Source organism: Citrobacter sp. XT1-2-2, from assembly GCF_023516235.1.
Classification (GTDB): Bacteria; Pseudomonadota; Gammaproteobacteria; order Enterobacterales; family Enterobacteriaceae; genus Citrobacter; species Citrobacter werkmanii.
Map to the genome: position 1 here is coordinate 3118147 of NZ_CP097324.1, position 19012 is coordinate 3137158.

Annotated in this window: 15 protein-coding genes; 10 read left to right on the forward strand and 5 right to left on the reverse strand. The window is 52.6% G+C overall.

Annotated features, from left to right (window positions below):
* Positions 1-7: 7 nt before the first annotated feature.
* The gene (gene rlmKL / locus M4I31_RS14965; protein WP_085048601.1) at positions 8-2116 is read right to left on the reverse strand and encodes a bifunctional 23S rRNA (guanine(2069)-N(7))-methyltransferase RlmK/23S rRNA (guanine(2445)-N(2))-methyltransferase RlmL; all 2109 of its coding nucleotides are present in this window, start codon (positions 2114-2116) and stop codon (positions 8-10) included.
* Positions 2117-2214: 98 nt separating this feature from the next.
* Between rlmKL and M4I31_RS14970 the strand changes: the two genes are divergently transcribed.
* A complete protein-coding gene (locus M4I31_RS14970; RefSeq protein WP_085048602.1) occupies positions 2215-3321 on the forward strand; it encodes a YcbX family protein in 1107 nt (368 codons plus the stop codon).
* Here the strand turns inward: M4I31_RS14970 and zapC are convergent.
* Complete coding sequence (gene zapC / locus M4I31_RS14975) at positions 3318-3860, reverse strand: cell division protein ZapC (protein WP_038639397.1); 543 nt, start codon at positions 3858-3860, stop codon at positions 3318-3320. The two genes, M4I31_RS14970 and zapC, sit on opposite strands and share 4 nt — an antisense overlap.
* Before the next feature lie 165 nt (positions 3861-4025).
* Entirely contained in the window at positions 4026-5036 is a 1011-nt protein-coding gene (gene pyrD, locus M4I31_RS14980; protein WP_038639394.1) for a quinone-dependent dihydroorotate dehydrogenase, read from the reverse strand.
* Positions 5037-5278: 242 nt separating this feature from the next.
* Between pyrD and ssuE the strand changes: the two genes are divergently transcribed.
* The 5 genes from ssuE to ssuB are packed head-to-tail and all read left to right on the forward strand — an operon-like array spanning position 5279 to position 9530.
* A complete protein-coding gene (gene ssuE, locus M4I31_RS14985) occupies positions 5279-5854 on the forward strand; it encodes an NADPH-dependent FMN reductase (protein ID WP_061381850.1) in 576 nt (191 codons plus the stop codon).
* The gene (locus tag M4I31_RS14990) at positions 5847-6821 is read left to right on the forward strand and encodes a sulfonate ABC transporter substrate-binding protein (RefSeq protein WP_085048603.1); all 975 of its coding nucleotides are present in this window, start codon (positions 5847-5849) and stop codon (positions 6819-6821) included. The genes ssuE and M4I31_RS14990 overlap by 8 nt, the downstream gene beginning before the upstream one ends.
* Entirely contained in the window at positions 6818-7963 is a 1146-nt protein-coding gene (gene ssuD, locus M4I31_RS14995) for an FMNH2-dependent alkanesulfonate monooxygenase (RefSeq protein WP_038639379.1), read from the forward strand. The genes M4I31_RS14990 and ssuD overlap by 4 nt, the downstream gene beginning before the upstream one ends.
* A gap of 11 nt (positions 7964-7974) precedes the next feature.
* Complete coding sequence (ssuC, locus tag M4I31_RS15000) at positions 7975-8766, forward strand: aliphatic sulfonate ABC transporter permease SsuC (RefSeq protein ID WP_038639375.1); 792 nt, start codon at positions 7975-7977, stop codon at positions 8764-8766.
* Positions 8763-9530 (forward strand): aliphatic sulfonates ABC transporter ATP-binding protein, encoded by a 768-nt coding sequence (ssuB, locus tag M4I31_RS15005; RefSeq protein ID WP_085048604.1) that lies wholly within the window; start codon positions 8763-8765, stop codon positions 9528-9530. Before ssuC ends, ssuB begins: the two co-directional genes overlap by 4 nt.
* Before the next feature lie 71 nt (positions 9531-9601).
* Here the strand turns inward: ssuB and pepN are convergent, their stop codons facing one another.
* Positions 9602-12214 (reverse strand): aminopeptidase N, encoded by a 2613-nt coding sequence (gene pepN, locus M4I31_RS15010; RefSeq protein ID WP_085048605.1) that lies wholly within the window; start codon positions 12212-12214, stop codon positions 9602-9604.
* A gap of 266 nt (positions 12215-12480) precedes the next feature.
* Here pepN and pncB point away from each other — a divergent pair, with 266 nt between their 5' ends.
* From pncB to aspC, 4 genes are all read left to right on the forward strand, one after another.
* The gene (gene pncB, locus M4I31_RS15015; protein WP_069323257.1) at positions 12481-13683 is read left to right on the forward strand and encodes a nicotinate phosphoribosyltransferase; all 1203 of its coding nucleotides are present in this window, start codon (positions 12481-12483) and stop codon (positions 13681-13683) included.
* Between the two features lie 166 nt (positions 13684-13849).
* Complete coding sequence (gene asnS / locus M4I31_RS15020; protein WP_085049200.1) at positions 13850-15250, forward strand: asparagine--tRNA ligase; 1401 nt, start codon at positions 13850-13852, stop codon at positions 15248-15250.
* Between the two features lie 605 nt (positions 15251-15855).
* A complete protein-coding gene (gene ompF, locus M4I31_RS15025) occupies positions 15856-16932 on the forward strand; it encodes a porin OmpF (protein ID WP_121528839.1) in 1077 nt (358 codons plus the stop codon).
* A 183-nt stretch (positions 16933-17115) separates the two neighbouring features.
* Positions 17116-18306, forward strand: coding sequence for an aspartate transaminase (gene aspC, locus M4I31_RS15030; RefSeq protein WP_085049199.1), 1191 nt, complete (start codon positions 17116-17118; stop codon positions 18304-18306).
* 54 nt (positions 18307-18360) lie between these two features.
* Here the strand turns inward: aspC and M4I31_RS15035 are convergent, their stop codons facing one another.
* Complete coding sequence (locus M4I31_RS15035) at positions 18361-19008, reverse strand: MBL fold metallo-hydrolase (RefSeq protein ID WP_038639351.1); 648 nt, start codon at positions 19006-19008, stop codon at positions 18361-18363.
* Positions 19009-19012: the final 4 nt, after the last annotated feature.

The following is a 19012-nucleotide window of genomic DNA, read 5'->3' on the forward strand; positions in this document are numbered from 1 at the left end:
TATCCTTTCAGGCTGCGGTAATCAGCCAGCAATTGTGGATCTGACGGTTACGGGCAAAGTCCTGGGAAAGCGTTTTTTGGGTAATTTCTTGTGCTTTCAATCCCAGCTCAGCCAGACCCTCGAGATCCATACGGAATCCACGTTTGTTGTTGGAGAACATGATCGTCCCGTCTTTACGTAACAGACGTTTCAGATCTTTCATCAGCGCCAGATGATCGCGCTGCACATCAAACGAATCTTCCATGCGTTTAGAGTTAGAGAACGTTGGCGGATCGATGAAAATCAGATCGAACTGTTCATTGGCATCGCGCAGCCAGCCCAGACAATCAGCCTGAATTAAACGGTGAGCGCGACCACTCAGGCCGTTCAAACGCAGGTTGCGTTCCGCCCATTCCAGGTAGGTACGCGACATATCAACCGTCGTGGTGCTCCGCGCGCCGCCCAGTCCGGCATGAACGCTGGCGCTACCGGTGTAGGAGAACAGATTGAGGAAATCCTTACCTTTACTCATCTGACCCAGCATGCGACGCGCAATGCGGTGATCGAGGAACAAACCGGTATCAAGATAGTCAGTCAGGTTCACCCACAGACGAGCGTTGTACTCGCTTACCTCAATGAATTCACCCTTCTCATTCATCTTCTGATACTGGTTCTTGCCTTTTTGACGTTCACGGGTTTTCAGCACCAGTTTATTCGGAGCAATCTCAAGTACCGAGAGCGTAGCGGCAATGATGTCGAACAGGCGTTGACGCGCTTTCTGCGCATCGACCGTTTTCGGCGGCGCGTATTCCTGCACCACGACCCAGTCACCGTAGCGATCTACCGCCACGTTGTATTCCGGCAGGTCGGCATCGTACAGGCGATAGCATTCAATACCTTCCTGACGCGCCCATTTTTCCAGCTTCTTAAGATTCTTACGCAGGCGGTTGGCATAATCTTCCGCGACCGTGGCAGGCTTACTGTCGGCGGTGGTTTCTGCAACGTGATAGTTCTTCTGCACGCAATCCAGCGGACCATTTTTCGCTTTAAATTGCTTATCAGCACGTAATTGCAGGCTGCTGAGCAAATCCGGCGAGGCGCTAAACAGGGACAGATTCCAGCCGCCAAACTGGTTTTTCATTGTGCGCCCCAGCAGGCTGTGCAGGGCAATCAGCGCCGGTTCGCTATCCAGACGTTCGCCGTACGGCGGGTTGCTGATAACCGTCCCGTACGGTCCTTTCGGTAACGGGTTGCTCAGTTTGGCGACATCTTTAACTTCAAACGTCATCAGATCGGCAATGCCGGCGCGACGGGCGTTACTGCGTGCTTTTTCAATTACGCGAGCATCGCTGTCAGATCCATAGAAGTGCGAGGTGTAGTCTGCGAGACCCTTACGCGCGCGCACCTGCGCTTCGGCTTTAACCTCTTGCCACACAGCGTCATCGTGCTGCGCCCAACCGCTAAAGCCCCAATAACCACGGTGCAGACCAGGCGCACGATCGGTTGCCCACATCGCCGCTTCAATCAGCAGTGTACCGGAGCCACACATCGGATCGAGTAACGGCGTGCCCGGTTGCCAACCTGAACGCATCACAATGGCGGCAGCCAGCGTTTCTTTAATCGGCGCCTGACCTGCGCGATCGCGATACCCACGCTGATGCAGGCCATCACCGCTCAGATCGAGCGCAATACTGGCGGTATCTTTATTCAGCCACACGTTAATGCGCAGATCCGGAGATTCACGATCCACATTCGGACGCGGCAGATTTTTACGGGTAAAGGCGTCGACAATCGCATCCTTTACCTTCAGCGCCCCGTACTGACTATTACGAATGGTTTCGTTCAGGCCGCTAAAATGCACCGCAAATGTAGCGCCCGGATTAAATATCTCTGTCCAGTCGATTGCCTGAACACCGAGGTACAGATCAAGATCGCTGTAGACCTTGCACTCTCCCATCGGCAGGATAATGCGCGAGGCCAGGCGGCTCCACATCAGGCTCTGGTAAACAAGCCGCGTGTCGCCCTTAAAATGGACCCCACCCTGAACGACCTGACACTCCAGCGCGCCAAGGTTTTCCAGTTCAGTTTTTAACAGCTCTTCCAGCCCGCGGGCCGTACTGGCAAACAGAGAATTCATAATGTCACTTTTACTCCGAGAAAATTGCTGCGCATTATAGCTAATATGGGCGGTATGTCATAAAGTTGAAGGCTTATTTTCGCTCGAGGGGCTGTACAGTGGTCACGTTAACCCGACTTTTTATTCATCCGGTTAAATCAATGCGCGGTATTGGGCTTACCCACGCTCTGGCAGACGTTAGTGGTCTCGCCTTTGATCGCATATTTATGATTACCGAACCCGACGGGACGTTCATTACCGCCCGACAGTTCCCACAGATGGTGCGTTTTACCCCTTCCCCTTTCCACGATGGATTGCATCTTACGGCGCCAGACGGTAGCAGCGCGCTTGTGCGATTTGCCGACTTCGCCCTGCAGGATGCGCCGACGGAAGTGTGGGGCAACCATTTTACCGCGCGTATTGCGCCAGCGGCTATCAACCAGTGGCTGAGCGGTTTTTTCTCCCGTGACGTGCAGCTTCGCTGGGTTGGTCCGCAGCTGACGCGCCGAGTGAAGCGCCGCGATGATGTTCCGTTATCCTTTGCCGATGGTTATCCCTACCTTTTAACTAACGAAGCGTCATTGCGCGATTTGCAGCAGCGCTGCCCGGCAAGCGTAAAAATGGAGCAGTTTCGCCCCAATCTGGTGGTTTCAGGCGCTGCCGCCTGGGAAGAAGATACCTGGAAAGTGATCCGCATTGGCGAGGTTATTTTTGACGTGGCTAAACCTTGTAGCCGCTGCATTTTCACCACCGTCAGCCCTGAAAAAGGTCAGAAGCATCCGTCCGGCGAACCGCTGGCCACGCTGCAAAGCTTTCGCACTGCGACGGATAACGGCGATGTCGATTTTGGTCAGAATCTCATTGCGCGTAACAGTGGCGTGATTCGTGTCGGCGACGAGGTTGAAATTCTGTCCACCGGTCCGGCCAGAGTATATGGCGCGGCAGAAACCGATGATACTGCCCCGGTGCAACAACCCGATGCCACGGTGCTTATCGAGTGGCAGGGACAGACCTTTCGCGGAAATAATCAGCAGGTATTGCTTGAACAGCTGGAAAACCAGGGTATCCGGGTTCCCTACTCATGTCGGGCGGGAATTTGCGGATGCTGTCGAATTCGGTTGGTCGAAGGCGAAGTGAGCCCGCTGAAAAAATCAGCGATTGGAGATGACGGGACAATTCTGTGCTGCAGTTGTGTGCCCAAAACGGCAATCAGGCTGGAAAGTTAAACCGCCTGCTCAAGGCTGAAACTGTCAACCATTGTCTGCGGTTTCAGTCTGTCATTCATGATTTTAATTGCGTCGCCAAGCTGCATGGTGCGTCCGGCAATCACCACGCCCGGTTGCGCCAGCAGACAAAGCGCGGCGTTTTCACCCGGCTCAACCACTAACAGGTTTACCTGTTCATCGGTATCGCTTAAATCGACACAGGCAGCGTCCCCTGGCACTGGCGTCCAGTTAATGCCGTGGGCGACAAAGTGCCAACTTTTTGGCATCTGCGGCTTAAGATAACGAATAGCCACCAGCGCATTGAGCACCAGTTCCGCTTTTTGTTCTTTCGCTAAATCCAGGTAGCGGCATTTTTCTTCAAAGGAAAAATAAAGCGCGGCGTCATCAACGCAAAATCCGGAAGGAGTAAAGGCATCAGGCGTGAGCATTTTACGAGCAAAACGCGAACGGAATAACATACCATTGGCTAAATCGAGCATCATACGATCGTGCTCTTCATCATAATACCAGCGCCAGTTATCGTCGGGTTTAATTCGCATCAGTTTCTCTCCTTTCCTTAATCATCGCCGTTACGACAGTATCCTTTTGCCGCTTCGTTTATTGCCCTAATAATAAAAGCTCAGAATGTTTAAATAAGCAACAGTAAAGGAATATAAAACAACCAGGGCTAGAAATAAAGCCCTGGATTGTGATTAAGGTAGCATTCAGATATTGGTGACGATTTCTTTAATCAACGGCGGGCCTTTAAAAATAAAGCCCGAATAAATCTGTACGAGGGTTGCGCCGGCGGCTATTTTCTCGCGCGCGGCAATCACCGAGTCAATACCGCCAACGCCAATAATCGGTAACTGACCATTTAATTCCTGAGACAACTGGCGAATAATTTCTGTACTTTTTAATTGTAACGGACGACCGCTCAGTCCCCCCATTTGATCGCAATTTTTCATTCCCTGTACGAGAGAACGATCGAGAGTGGTGTTAGTTGCAATTACACCATCAATATTATGCCGAACTAAACTGTCGGCAACCTGGATCAGTTCTTCGACGGAAAGATCCGGCGCGATCTTTACGGCCACCGGAACATATTTATGGTGGATCGCTTGCAGATCGTTTTGCTTATTTTTAATTGCCGTCAGCAGATCATCCAGCGCTTCACCGTATTGCAGCGTGCGTAATCCCGGCGTATTCGGTGAAGAGATATTAATCGCGATATAACCGGCATAAGCATAGACTTTTTCCATACAAATCAGATAGTCATCTTTGCCGTTTTCTACCGGAGTATCTTTATTCTTACCAATATTAATGCCGAGAATGCCGTCAAAATGTGATTTCTTAACGTTCTCTACCAGGTTATCAACACCCAGGTTATTGAATCCCATGCGGTTGATCAAACCTTCCGCATCCACCAGACGGAACAGACGTGGTTTATCGTTCCCGGGCTGAGGACGTGGCGTCACGGTACCAATTTCAATTGAACCGAATCCCATCGCACCGAGCGCATCAATGCACTCCCCGTCTTTATCCAGTCCGGCAGCAAGCCCGAGCGGATTTTTAAACGTCAGCCCCATACAGGTAACCGGTTTTGCGGGTACTTTCTGGCGGACAAGCGCTTCGAGCGGCGTGCCGGTAATGCGACGTAACTGCTGGAATGTCAATTCATGAGCGCGCTCAGGATCGAGCTGGAAAAGGGCTTTACGAACGAAGGGGTAGTACATGAACTCTCCTGGATTCCCGGTGTGCAAACCGGGGGCGTATTATGTGCGATCGCGAGCAAAAAGGGAATTGACCTGCGGCAATAAATAGCAATCGTTTTCCTGCTTCTGCCGTTTTATTCATTTTTCAACTTTTCTATCCCGTATAAATCATTTCGATAAACAAAATCTCTCTGCCAGACTGCACGAATTGTTATCAATGTTAAATAAAAGCGAACAATTAGTTATAAGGGGAGATTGAAATTATGCGCGTCATTACTCTGGCGGGAAGTCCACGCTTCCCCTCTCGCTCCAGCGCCTTACTGGAATACGCCCGGGAAAAACTGAACGGCCAGGATGTCGAAGTCTGTCACTGGAATTTGCACAACTTTGCCCCAGAAGACCTGATCTATGCGCGCTTCGACAGCCCGGCGCTGAAAACCTTTGTCGAACAACTGCACGACGCCGACGGATTGATTGTCGCAACGCCGGTCTACAAAGCAGCTTACTCCGGAGCGTTGAAAACGTTGCTCGATCTGCTTCCCGAACGCGCACTGGAAGGAAAAGTGGTTTTGCCGCTGGCAACAGGCGGTACCGTTGCGCATTTACTGGCCGTTGATTACGCGCTTAAGCCGGTGCTGAGCGCGTTAAAAGCCCAGGAAATCCTGCACGGTGTTTTTGCTGATGATTCACAGGTCATTGATTATCAGCATAAACCGCAGTTTACGCCCAACCTGCAACTGCGTCTGGACAATGCGCTCGACACCTTCTGGCTGGCGTTGCATCGTCGTGATGTCCAACTTCCTCAATTGAATGCTCTGCGAGGTGCCGCCCATGCTTAATCTGCTCAAGCGTCACACGCCGTGGTTGGCGTTGACCGGATTGCTGTCACTTTCAACGTTCGTCCATGCCGCAGAGTCTGCACCAGACGCGCTGCGCATAGGTTACCAGAAAGGAAGCGTCAGTATGGTGCTGGCAAAAAGCCATCAGTTACTGGAGAAACGCTACCCACAGACCAAAATCTCGTGGATTGAGTTTCCGGCAGGGCCGCAAATGCTGGAAGCACTCAATATTGGCAGTATCGATCTCGGCAGTACCGGTGACATTCCACCGATTTTCGCCCAGGCCGCCGGAGCCGATCTGGTTTACGTTGGCGTCGAGCCGCCCAAACCAAAAGCCGAAGTGATTCTGGTGCCCAAAAACAGCCCGATCCAGAGCGTTGCGCAGCTCAAAGGACATAAAGTCGCCTTCCAGAAAGGTTCCAGCGCCCACAATTTACTGCTGCGAGCCTTACAACAGGCCGAGCTGAAATTTACCGATATTCAACCAACATATCTGACACCCGCAGATGCCAGAGCAGCCTTCCAGCAAGGTAACGTTGATGCGTGGGCTATCTGGGATCCTTACTATTCCGCCGCGTTGCTGCAAGGTGATGTGCGCGTGTTGAAAGACGGCTCAGACCTCAAACAGACCGGCTCCTTTTATCTCGCCGCGCGTCCTTATGCGGAGAAAAATGGCGCGTTTGTTCTTGGCGTGCTGGATACCTTTAGCCAGGCTGATGCGTTAACCCTCAGCCAGCGCCAGCAAAGTATTACCCTGCTGGCCAAAACCATGGGACTGCCAGAGCCGGTGATTGCGTCTTATCTTGATCACCGGCCGCCAACGACCATCTCACCCGTCAGCGCCTCGGTTGCCGCCCTGCAACAACAAACCGCCGATCTGTTTTATGACAATCGTCTGGTGCCGAAAAAAATCGATATTCGCCAGCGTATCTGGCAACCCACTCAGCAGACAGGAGCAAAATTATGAGTCTGAACATGTTCTGGTTTTTACCCACCCACGGGGATGGCCACTATCTGGGGACGGAAGAAGGCTCGCGTCCGGTCGATCACAGTTATCTGCAGCAAATCGCGCAGGCTGCCGATCGCCTGGGATTTACCGGCGTTTTGATCCCAACCGGTCGCTCCTGTGAAGATGCCTGGCTGGTAGCCGCCTCCATGATCCCTGTTACTCAGCGGCTCAAGTTTTTGGTCGCGCTGCGTCCAAGCGTAACCTCGCCAACGGTTGCCGCACGCCAGGCTGCAACGCTCGACAGACTCTCTAACGGTCGGGCGCTGTTTAACCTGGTGACCGGCAGCGATCCGCAGGAGCTGGCTGGCGACGGCGTGTTTCTTGATCACACCGAGCGCTATGAAGCTTCTGCTGAATTCACCCAGATCTGGCGTCGGCTGTTACAGGGGGAAACGGTGGATTTCAACGGCAAACATATGCACGTCCGCGGCGCGAAGCTGTTTTTTCCTCCCGTACAACAACCCTGGCCGCCGCTTTATTTCGGCGGTTCTTCCGATGTCGCGCAAGACCTGGCTGCCGAGCAGGTTGATCTCTATCTGACCTGGGGCGAACCGCCTGAACAGGTGAAAGAGAAGATTGAGCAAGTGCGAGCCAAAGCAGCAGCGCTTGGACGCAAGATCCGCTTTGGTATTCGTTTGCATGTGATCGTGCGGGAGACGACGGATGAGGCGTGGCAGGCAGCGGAGCGTCTGATTTCGCATCTTGATGACGACACGATTGCCAAAGCCCAGGCCGCCTTCTCAAGAACAGATTCGGTTGGCCAACAGCGGATGGCCGCGCTGCACAACGGTAAACGCGACAAACTGGAAATAAGCCCGAACCTGTGGGCAGGCGTTGGGCTGGTGCGTGGCGGCGCCGGAACCGCGCTGGTCGGCGACGGCCCGACCGTCGCAGCGCGCATAAACGAGTACGCCGCGCTGGGTATCGACAGCTTTGTGTTGTCGGGGTATCCGCATCTGGAAGAGGCGTACAAAGTTGGCGAGCTACTGTTCCCGCATCTGGATGTTTCGATACCTGAAATTCCACAGCCACAGCGTCTGCACCAACAAGGCGAAGCGGTGGCTAACGAATTTATTCCCCGTAAGGTCGCGCAAAGCTAAGGAGCACGCTGATGACAACACCGAAAAACAGGTGGCTATTGCGCCTCGCACCCTGGTTTTTGCCGGTAGGTCTGGTGGCGCTCTGGCAGATAGCCTCGTCAATGGGCTGGCTATCCACCCGCATCCTGCCCTCCCCGGAAGGCGTTGTCGAAGCCTTCTGGACACTTTCCGCCAGCGGCGAGCTTTGGCAGCATCTGGCGATCAGTTCCTGGCGGGCGCTGATCGGATTCTCGATCGGTGGATCGTTGGGTTTGACGCTGGGACTCATCAGCGGTCTTTCACGCTGGGGGGAACGCCTGCTGGATACGTCGATACAGATGCTGCGCAACGTTCCCCATCTGGCGCTGATCCCGCTGGTGATTTTGTGGTTCGGCATTGATGAATCGGCGAAGATCTTTCTCGTCGCCTTGGGCACACTGTTCCCGATTTACATCAACACCTGGCACGGGATCCGCAATATCGATCGCGGCCTGGTGGAAATGGCGCGAAGCTATGGGTTGTCCGGCTTTTCACTGTTTATCCATGTGATCCTCCCCGGCGCCCTGCCCTCGATTATGGTTGGCGTACGTTTTGCTCTCGGACTGATGTGGCTGACGTTGATCGTTGCGGAAACCATTTCCGCCAATGCCGGCATTGGTTATCTGGCGATGAATGCCCGAGAATTTCTGCAAACCGACGTGGTGGTAGTGGCCATCATTCTCTACGCCCTGCTCGGCAAACTTGCCGATGTCAGCGCCCAACTGCTGGAGCGAGTCTGGCTGCGCTGGAACCCGGCTTACCATGTGAAGGAGGCTACTGTATGAATACCGCTCGCTTGAATCAGGGTACGCCGCTTTTGCTGAGCGCCGTGACCAAACAATACGCCGCCAATACGGTACTGAATCAATTAGATCTGCATATTCCGGCAGGGCAATTTGTTGCCGTAGTGGGCCGCAGCGGCGGTGGCAAAAGCACCTTGCTGCGCCTGCTGGCTGGGCTGGAATCGCCCACTTCAGGCGCATTACTTGCCGGAACAACCCCGCTGGCAGAGATTCAGGATGATACGCGCATGATGTTTCAGGATGCGCGTCTGCTGCCATGGAAAACGGTTATTGATAACGTTGGTCTGGGGTTGAAAGGTCAATGGCGCGATGCGGCCCGTAATGCGTTGGCCGCTGTTGGCCTCGAAAACCGGGCACAGGAGTGGCCTGCCGCCCTGTCTGGCGGCCAAAAACAGCGCGTGGCCCTGGCGCGGGCATTAATTCACCGCCCTGGCCTGCTGTTACTGGATGAACCGCTCGGCGCGCTGGATGCGTTAACCCGTCTTGAGATGCAGGATCTGATCGTCTCGCTATGGCAGGACCACGGCTTTACGGTGCTGCTGGTAACGCACGATGTCAGTGAGGCCGTCGCAATGGCAGACCGCGTGCTGTTGATCGAAGAGGGTAAAATCGGGCTGGATCTAACGGTGGATATTCAGCGCCCCCGCCGTTTGGGATCGGTGCGATTAGCCGAACTGGAAGCGGAAGTGTTGAACCGGGTGATGAAGCGTGGCGAAAATGAAGTTCAGCTACGCAAGCAGGGTTAAAAACGCCGGATGGCGCTACCGCTTATCCGGCCTACGCGTGAATGGTAGGCCGGATCCATCCGGCAATATTATCAGGCTAACGCTTTGTCAATCTTCTCGAACAGATCGCCGGAGAGATTCTCGAGGCCTTTCAACTGTTCCAGCGCCGCACGCATCTTCGCCTGACGTTTGGCATCATAACGTTTCAAACGAATCAACGGCTCAATCAGACGTGACGCCACCTGCGGATTGCGGCTGTTCAGCTCAGTCAGCATATCGACCAGGAACTGATAGCCGCTGCCATCTTCCGCATGGAAAGCCGCCGGGTTGCTGCCCGCAAAAGCACCAATCAGAGAACGAATACGGTTCGGGTTACTCATACTGAAGGAACGATGCTTCAGCAGACCGCGTACCGTTTCCAGCACGTTTCTCGCCGGGCTGGTGGATTGCAGGATAAACCATTTATCCATTACCAGACCGTCATGATGCCATTTATCGTCATACTCCTGCATCAATGCGTCACGGCATGGCAGTTGCGCCGCCACCGCAGCGGACAGCGCCGCCAGGGCGTCAGTCATATTGTTCGCTTCGCGGTACTGCTTGCTAACCAACGTGTCAGCCAGATGGGTTTCGCCAAAGGCCAGGAAGCGCAGGCAGGCATTGCGCAGCGTACGCTTACCAATATCAGCATGCTCAACGCGGTACTCGTCAAGATGATTAGCGTTATAGATAGCGAGGAATTCATCCGCCAGCTCAGCCGCCAGCGTGCGGGTCAATGCTTCGCGAACTTCCGTTATCGCCACCGGATCGATGATATCGAACAGTTCGGCGATTTCATTTACCGAAGGCAACGTCAGGATCTCTGCCGCCAGCGCCGGATCGATTTTCTCATCGAGCAAAATCGCGCGGAAAGCATCGGCCACATGTACCGGCAGCGACAACGGCTGGCCCTGCTGATGACGGGCAACGTTGAGCTTAATATAGGTCGCCAGCAGACTTTGCGCCGCATCCCAACGAGAGAAATCGTTACGCGCATGACGCATCAGGAAGGTCAGTTGCTGATCGCTCCATTTGTATTCCAGTTTTACCGGTGCGGAGAATTCGCACAGCAGTGCCGGAACCGGCTGGAAGTACACGTTATCAAAGACAAACGTCTGTTCTGCCTGGGTCACGTTGAGCACAGCATTCACCGGATGCCCGCCTTTTTGTAGCGGGATCACTTTCCCTTCGTTGTCATACAACTCGAGGGCGAAAGGAATATGCAGCGGTTGTTTCTCGGCCTGATCCGGCGTGGCTGGCGTACGCTGGCTGATAGTCAGCGTGTATTGTTCCGTTGACGGATTGTAGTCATCACGCACGGTCAGAATCGGCGTACCGGACTGACTGTACCAGCGGCGGAAATGAGAGAGATCGACATTGGACGCATCTTCCATCGCCTGCACGAAATCATCACAGGTAGCAGCGCTACCGTCATGACGCTCAAAGTACAGCTGCATCCCTTTCTGGAAGTTAGTCTCACCCAGCAGAGTGTGGATCATACGAATGACTTCAGCGCCCTTTTCATACACGGTCAGGGTATAGAAGTTGTTCATTTCGATAACCATATCCGGGCGGATCGGGTGCGCCATCGGGCTGGCGTCTTCGGCAAACTGCAGGCCGCGCATGGTACGTACATTGCTGATACGGTTTACCGCACGTGAGCCGAGATCGGAACTGAACTCCTGATCGCGGAACACGGTTAAACCTTCTTTCAGGCTCAACTGGAACCAGTCGCGACAGGTCACACGGTTGCCGGTCCAGTTATGGAAATATTCGTGACCAATAACGCGTTCAATATCGAGATAGTCTTTGTCGGTGGCCGTATCGGTGCGGGCCAGCACATATTTGGAGTTAAAGATGTTCAGACCTTTATTCTCCATCGCACCCATATTGAAGAAGTCGACGGCGACAATCATATAGATGTCGAGGTCATACTCAAGGCCGAAACGCTCCTCATCCCATTTCATGGAGTTTTTCAGCGAGGTCATTGCCCACGGCGCACGGTCCAGATTGCCGCGATCAACATACAGTTCCAGCGCCACTTCACGTCCTGAGCGGGTGGTAAAGGTGTCACGCAGGACGTCGAAATCACCGGCTACCAGCGCAAACAGATAGCACGGTTTCGGGAACGGATCCTGCCACTGCACCCAGTGACGACCGCTTTCCAGTTCACCCTGCGCCACGCGGTTGCCGTTAGAGAGCAGGAACGGATATTGGGTTTTATCGGCGATAATTTTGGTGGTAAAACGCGCCAGAACATCGGGTCTGTCGAGATACCAGGTAATATGGCGGAACCCTTCTGCTTCACACTGGGTGCACAGCGCATCGCCAGACTTATACAGTCCTTCCAGCGCGGTATTGGCCGCCGGGCTAATTTCATTCACGATACGCAGCGTAAATCGTTCCGGCAGTTGACTGATGACCAGAGCGCCCTCTTCTTCTTTATACTCTGTCCACGGCTCGTCGTTCACGTGGATTGACACCAGGGTCAGATCTTCGCCATCCAGGCGCAGCGGCGCACTGGACGCACCATGACGGACAGCCTGGCTCACGGCGGTGACCACGGTTTTTTCAGCATCCAGGTCAAAGGTCAAGTCAATATCAGTAATCTGGTAATCCGGCGCACGATAGTCGTGACGGTATTTGGCTTGTGGCTGTTGTGTCATAAAAAAACCTTTAGCATCTTTGGTAGAGTCTCGGCTTCAGTCTATTCCTGTTGCGTAAATCGCGCTACGCAGAATGTTCATCTTTTCAGGCACAAACACCCTTTTTGCTACATTTTCATAACACGCGGCACGAATTGCCCTCGACCAGAAAGACAGCTTATGGTGTGATCGGGGTTCAATAAATCGCTAAACAGGGTATACTCCAGCGGTTTTCTTAGTTGTTTATTGTACTAAACGCTCCCGTGAGAGGATGCTACTGCGCACCTATGACACAATTCGCTTCTCCTGTTCTGCACTCGCTGCTGGATACAGACGCTTATAAGTTGCATATGCAGCAAGCCGTTTTTCACCACTACTATGATGTACAAGTAGCGGCTGAATTTCGTTGCCGTGGCGATGACCTGCTCGGTATTTATGCCGATGCTATTCGTGAGCAGGTGAATGCCATGCAGCACCTGCGACTGCAGGAGGACGAGTACCAGTGGCTCTCCGGCCTGCCTTTCTTTAAAGCTGATTACCTCGCCTGGTTACGTGATTTCCGCTATAACCCGGAACAGGTGTGCGTCACCAACGATAACGGCAAGCTGAACATCCGCTTAACCGGTCCATGGCGTGAAGTGATCATGTGGGAAGTCCCGCTGCTGGCGGTTATCAGCGAACTGGTGCACCGTTACCGTTCGCCCGAATCAGGCGTCCCACAGGCACTCCATGAGCTGGAAAGCAAACTAGTCGAATTCTCTGCTTTAACGAAAGATGTCGATATGTCCCGCTTCCATCTGATGGATTTCGGTACGCGCCGCCGTTTTTCACGCGAAGTACAGCAGGCCATTGTTAAACGCCTGCAGCAAGAATCCTGGTTTGTCGGCACCAGCAACTACGATCTCGCCCGTCGTCTGTCATTAACCCCGATGGGTACGCAAGCGCATGAGTGGTTCCAGGCTCATCAGCAAATCAGCCCGGAGCTTGCTACCAGCCAGCGCGTTGCGCTGGCCGCATGGTTAAATGAATATCCTGACCAACTCGGGATTGCGCTGACAGACTGCATCACCATGGATGCGTTTTTACGCGACTTTGGCGTTGAATTTGCGACCCGTTACCAGGGCTTACGTCACGACTCTGGCGATCCGGTTGAATGGGGTGAAAAAGCCATTGCCCACTATGAAAAACTCGGGATTGATCCACTGAGCAAAACGCTGGTGTTCTCCGATAACCTCGATCTGAAAAAAGCGATTGAGCTCTACCGCCACTTCTCTTCTCGCGTACAGTTGAGTTTTGGCATTGGTACACGGCTAACGTGTGATATTCCGCAGGTTAAGCCGCTCAATATTGTTATCAAGCTGGTGGAATGTAACGGCAAACCGGTAGCGAAGTTATCTGATAGCCCCGGTAAAACCATCTGCCACGATAAAGCGTTTGTTCGTGCGTTGCGCAAAGCTTTCGATTTGCCGCATATTAAAAAAGCCAGTTAATCTTCACAGGGAGCCACATCGGCTCCCTTTTCGCGTTTATTTCCGAAATCTTTCACTCCAGCAACGAATTCTGCTTGTCTGATTGCAGATGCCAGGTAACATAGGTATCCCCCCCATTACGGGTGGACATGTGTTTATATATCCGACTATTAACAGAGAGAATATTATGAGCGTTGTGCCTGTAGCCGACGTACTCCAGGGCCGCGTAGACGTTGACAGCGAAGTCACCGTGCGCGGATGGGTACGTACCCGCCGAGATTCAAAAGCTGGCATCTCCTTCCTCGCCGTTTATGACGGTTCCTGCTTTGATCCTGTACAGGCCGTCATCAATAATTCTCTGCCCAATTACAATCAGGACGTATTGCGCCTGACAACCGGCTGTTCAGTTATCGTAACGGGTAAAGTCGTTGCGTCGCCTGGACAGGGACAGAGCTTTGAAATTCAGGCCACTGAGGTTGAAGTCGCGGGCTGGGTTGAAGATCCTGACACCTACCCGATGGCGGCCAAGCGTCACAGCATTGAGTATCTGCGTGAAGTGGCGCACATGCGTCCGCGTACCAACATGATTGGTGCGGTAGCGCGTGTACGTCATACGCTGGCGCAAGCGCTGCATCGCTTCTTCCATGAGCAGGGTTTCTTTTGGGTATCCACGCCGCTGATCACCGCTTCCGATACGGAAGGCGCTGGTGAGATGTTCCGCGTTTCTACGCTGGATCTGGAAAACCTGCCGCGTAACGATCAGGGAAAAGTCGACTTCGATAAGGACTTCTTCGGTAAAGAAGCCTTCCTGACCGTTTCTGGTCAGTTGAACGGCGAAACCTACGCCTGCGCCCTGTCCAAAATTTATACCTTTGGCCCGACGTTCCGTGCAGAAAACTCTAACACCAGCCGTCACCTGGCAGAGTTCTGGATGCTGGAGCCAGAAGTGGCTTTCGCCAATCTGGACGACGTGGCAGGCCTCGCTGAAGCCATGCTGAAGTATGCTTTCAAGGCCGTACTGGCAGAGCGTGCGGATGATATGAAATTCTTCGCTGAACGCGTAGACAAAGACGCGATTTCACGCCTGGAACGTTTCATTGACGCCGACTTCGCGCAGGTGGACTACACCGACGCGGTAAGCATTCTCGAAAAATGCGGCAAACAGTTTGAAAACCCGGTTTACTGGGGTGTGGATCTCTCTTCCGAGCACGAACGTTATCTTGCTGAAGAGCACTTTAAAGCGCCGGTCGTGGTTAAAAACTACCCGAAAGATATCAAAGCGTTTTATATGCGCCTTAACGAAGACGGTAAAACCGTTGCGGCAATGGACGTACTGGCTCCGGGAATCGGTGAAATCATCGGTGGTTCTCAGCGTGAAGAGCGTCTGGACGTGCTGGATGCCCGTATGCTGGAGATGGGTCTGAATAAAGAAGACTACTGGTGGTATCGCGACCTGCGCCGCTACGGTACCGTTCCGCATTCCGGCTTCGGCTTAGGCTTCGAGCGTCTGATTGCCTACGTTACTGGCGTGCAGAACGTCCGTGATGTCATTCCGTTCCCGCGTACTCCGCGTAACGCCAGCTTCTAAAACTGAATTTTTAATCCAAAGGCCAGCATTCATTGCTGGCCTTTTTTGTAACCGCGCCACGTTACAGGGATCCCCATAACACGTTAAATACAACCCTTCGCCTCCCCTCTTCCTGTTACGTAATATTTCACAGCAACACATTCGAACAAAAAATAATCAGCAGTTTTATTGTGGATTAGCATTTTCTGATTAAATAGTACATTTTTTAACCTTTCACATGGCTGTCCAGATGTCCATAAATCACCTTCAGTTAAATCAGTTCTTTTAGTCATAGCGAAGAAAAAGCGGTCTTAGCAAAATTAAATATAAGAAAATCATATAAATAGAAATAACAGGGGTGATTTTTAGCGCAGAGACATCTGAAGTTTGAAGTTGTTCACAAAGTTGCATAAAAATAACGTTTTGTTACACATTTTTTCTTTTTGAAACCAAATCTTTATATTTGTAGCACTTTGAGAGTAGCGAAACGATAGTTTGAATGGAAAGATGCCTGTCAGACACATAAAGACACCAAACTCTCATCAATAGTTCCGTAAATTTTAATTGACGGAATTTATTGGCGGCAGTGGCAGGTGTCATATAAAAACCGATGAGGGTAATAAATAATGATGAAGCGCAATATTCTGGCAGTGGTTATCCCTGCTCTGCTGGTAGCCGGGGCAGCTAACGCTGCAGAAGTTTATAACAAAGATGGCAACAAAGTAGACATTTACGGTAAAGCTGTGGGTCTGCACTATTTTTCCAAGAACAACGGTGATAACGCCTACGCGCCTAACGGCGATCAGACCTATGCCCGTCTTGGTTTCAAAGGGGAAACTCAGATTAACGACCAACTGACCGGTTACGGCCAGTGGGAATACCAGTTCAGCGGCAATAACCCAGAAGGCGGTGACGATGCCCAGAAAGGCAACAAAACCCGTCTGGCGTTCGCCGGTCTGAAATTCGGCGACGCGGGCTCCTTCGACTACGGTCGTAACTACGGCGTCGTATACGATGCGCTGGGTTACACCGATATGCTGCCAGAATTCGGTGGTGATACCGCTGCTTCTGACCAGTTCTTCTCCCAGCGTAACGGCGGTCTCGCAACCTACCGTAACTCCAACTTCTTCGGTCTGGTTGAAGGTCTGAACTTCGCCGTTCAGTACCTGGGCAAAAATGAGCGTGATGACGTTCGTCGCTCTAACGGTGATGGCGTTGGCGGTTCTATCAGCTACGAATTCGACGGCTTCGGTATCGTAGGTGCTTACGGTGCGGCTGACCGTACCGATGCTCAACAAAACCCGGCTCTGCGCGGCCATGGCGACAAAGCTGAGCAGTGGGCGACCGGCGTTAAGTACGATGCGAACAACATCTACCTGGCGGCGAACTACAGCGAAACCCACAACGCTACCCGTATCGCTAACGGTTATGCCAACAAAACTGAAGACGTGCTGTTGGTTGCCCAGTATCAGTTCGACTTCGGCCTGCGTCCGTCCCTCGCCTATACCAAATCTAAAGGTAAGGACATTGAAGGCATCGGTGACGTAGATCTGGTGAACTACTTCGAAGTGGGTGCGACTTACTACTTCAACAAAAACATGTCCACCTATGTTGATTACATCATCAACCAGATCGATTCTGACAACAAACTGGGCGTAGGCTCTGACGACACCGTCGCAGTAGGTATCGTTTACCAGTTCTAATAGCAGACCTCTTTGTTAAATGCCTAAAAAACAGGACTTCGGTCCTGTTTTTTTATCTCTGCTAGCGGATTCTTGCGTCTTAAAAAAACACCTCAGCTTTTCGTCAGTAACGGTTGGCATTTTGTAAATCTACCGTTAACCTGATAGCGGACTTCCCTTCTGTAATCACTATGGAACCTCGTCATGTTTGAGAACATTACCGCCGCTCCTGCCGACCCTATTTTGGGTCTGGCTGATTTGTTTCGTGCCGATGACCGCCCAGGAAAAATAAACCTCGGGATCGGTGTATATAAAGATGAGACAGGCAAAACGCCGGTACTGACCAGCGTTAAAAAAGCCGAGCAATATATACTGGAAAATGAAACCACCAAAAACTACCTTGGCATTGACGGTATTCCAGAGTTTGGTCGCTGCACTCAGGAATTACTGTTTGGTAAAGAGAGTTCGCTTATCAACGACAAACGCGCACGTACAGCACAGACCCCTGGTGGTACTGGCGCACTGCGTGTAGCAGCTGATTTCCTGGCAAAAAACACCTCGGCTAAACGCGTTTGGGTGAGCAATCCAAGCTGGCCGAACCATAAGAGCGTCTTTAACTCTGCCGGTCTGGAAGTTCGTGAATACAATTATTACGATGCGGCAAACCACTCTTTAGACTTTGATGCGATGCTGGCAAGCCTCAGCGAAGCGCAGGCAGGCGACGTGGTGTTATTCCACGGCTGCTGCCATAACCCAACCGGTATCGATCCAACATTGGAGCAGTGGCAAACGCTGGCTCAGCTTTCCGTCGATAAAGGTTGGTTGCCGCTGTTTGACTTCGCCTACCAGGGTTTTGCCCGTGGTCTGGAAGAAGATGCGGAAGGTCTGCGCGCATTCGCGGCGCTGCACAAAGAGCTGATCGTCGCCAGCTCCTACTCCAAGAACTTTGGTCTGTACAATGAGCGCGTAGGCGCCTGTACGCTGGTTGCAGCCGATGCTGAAACCGTTGACCGCGCGTTTAGCCAGATGAAATCAGCCATTCGTGCTAACTATTCCAACCCGCCGGCACACGGCGCATCCGTAGTCGCTACGATTCTGAGCAACGACGCGCTGCGCGCCATCTGGGAACAAGAGCTGACTGATATGCGCCAACGCATTCAGCGCATGCGTTTACTGTTCGTGAATACGCTGCAGGAGAAAGGTGCAAGCCGCGACTTCAGCTTTATCATCAAACAGAACGGCATGTTCTCATTCAGCGGCCTGTCTAAAGAGCAGGTTCTGCGTCTGCGTGAAGAGTTTGGTGTCTATGCCGTCGCTTCCGGACGTGTAAACGTAGCCGGAATGACGCCAGATAACATGGCGCCGCTGTGCGAAGCGATTGTCGCAGTACTGTAATCAATAGCGCACAAAAAAAGGCCGCAATCGCGGCCTTTTTATTTATCTGCGCTTTTACCAGACAGGCATTTCATCCTGCAGGAACGGGTTATGCAACCGTTCGTGACCCAGCGTAGAAAGTGGACCGTGGCCCGGAATAAACGTCACGTCATCGCCCAACGGCAACAGTTTACGTTTAATCGAATCAATCAATTGGCTGTGATCGCCGCGCGGGAAGTCGCTGCGTCCTACGCCGCCTTTGAAAATCACGTCACCCGAAATCAGTAATTTTGACTGCTCATCAAAGAAGACCACATGCCCCGGCGTGTGGCCCGGACAATGCAGTACGTGTAACGTCACATTGCCCACGCTTATCCGGTCGCCTTCATTTAACCAGCGATCGGGCGTCAGCGGCTCACAATCTCCCAGGCCAAACATCCTGCTCTGAGCAGGCAGCCCCTGTAGCCAGAACTCATCTTCTTTTTCCGGGCCAATAACCGGGACACCATAATGCTGTGCCAGTTCAGCCGCCGCCCCAACGTGGTCAAGATGACCATGAGTGAGCAGGATCTGCATAAGCGTCAGACCGCTGGCATCCACTTCCTGTTTGATTTTCCCGGCATCGCCGCCGGGATCGACCAGCGCGGCCAGACGAGTCTGCTCACACCAGATTAACGAGCAGTTCTGGGCAAATGCAGTGACCGGAATAATACGATAGTTCATACAG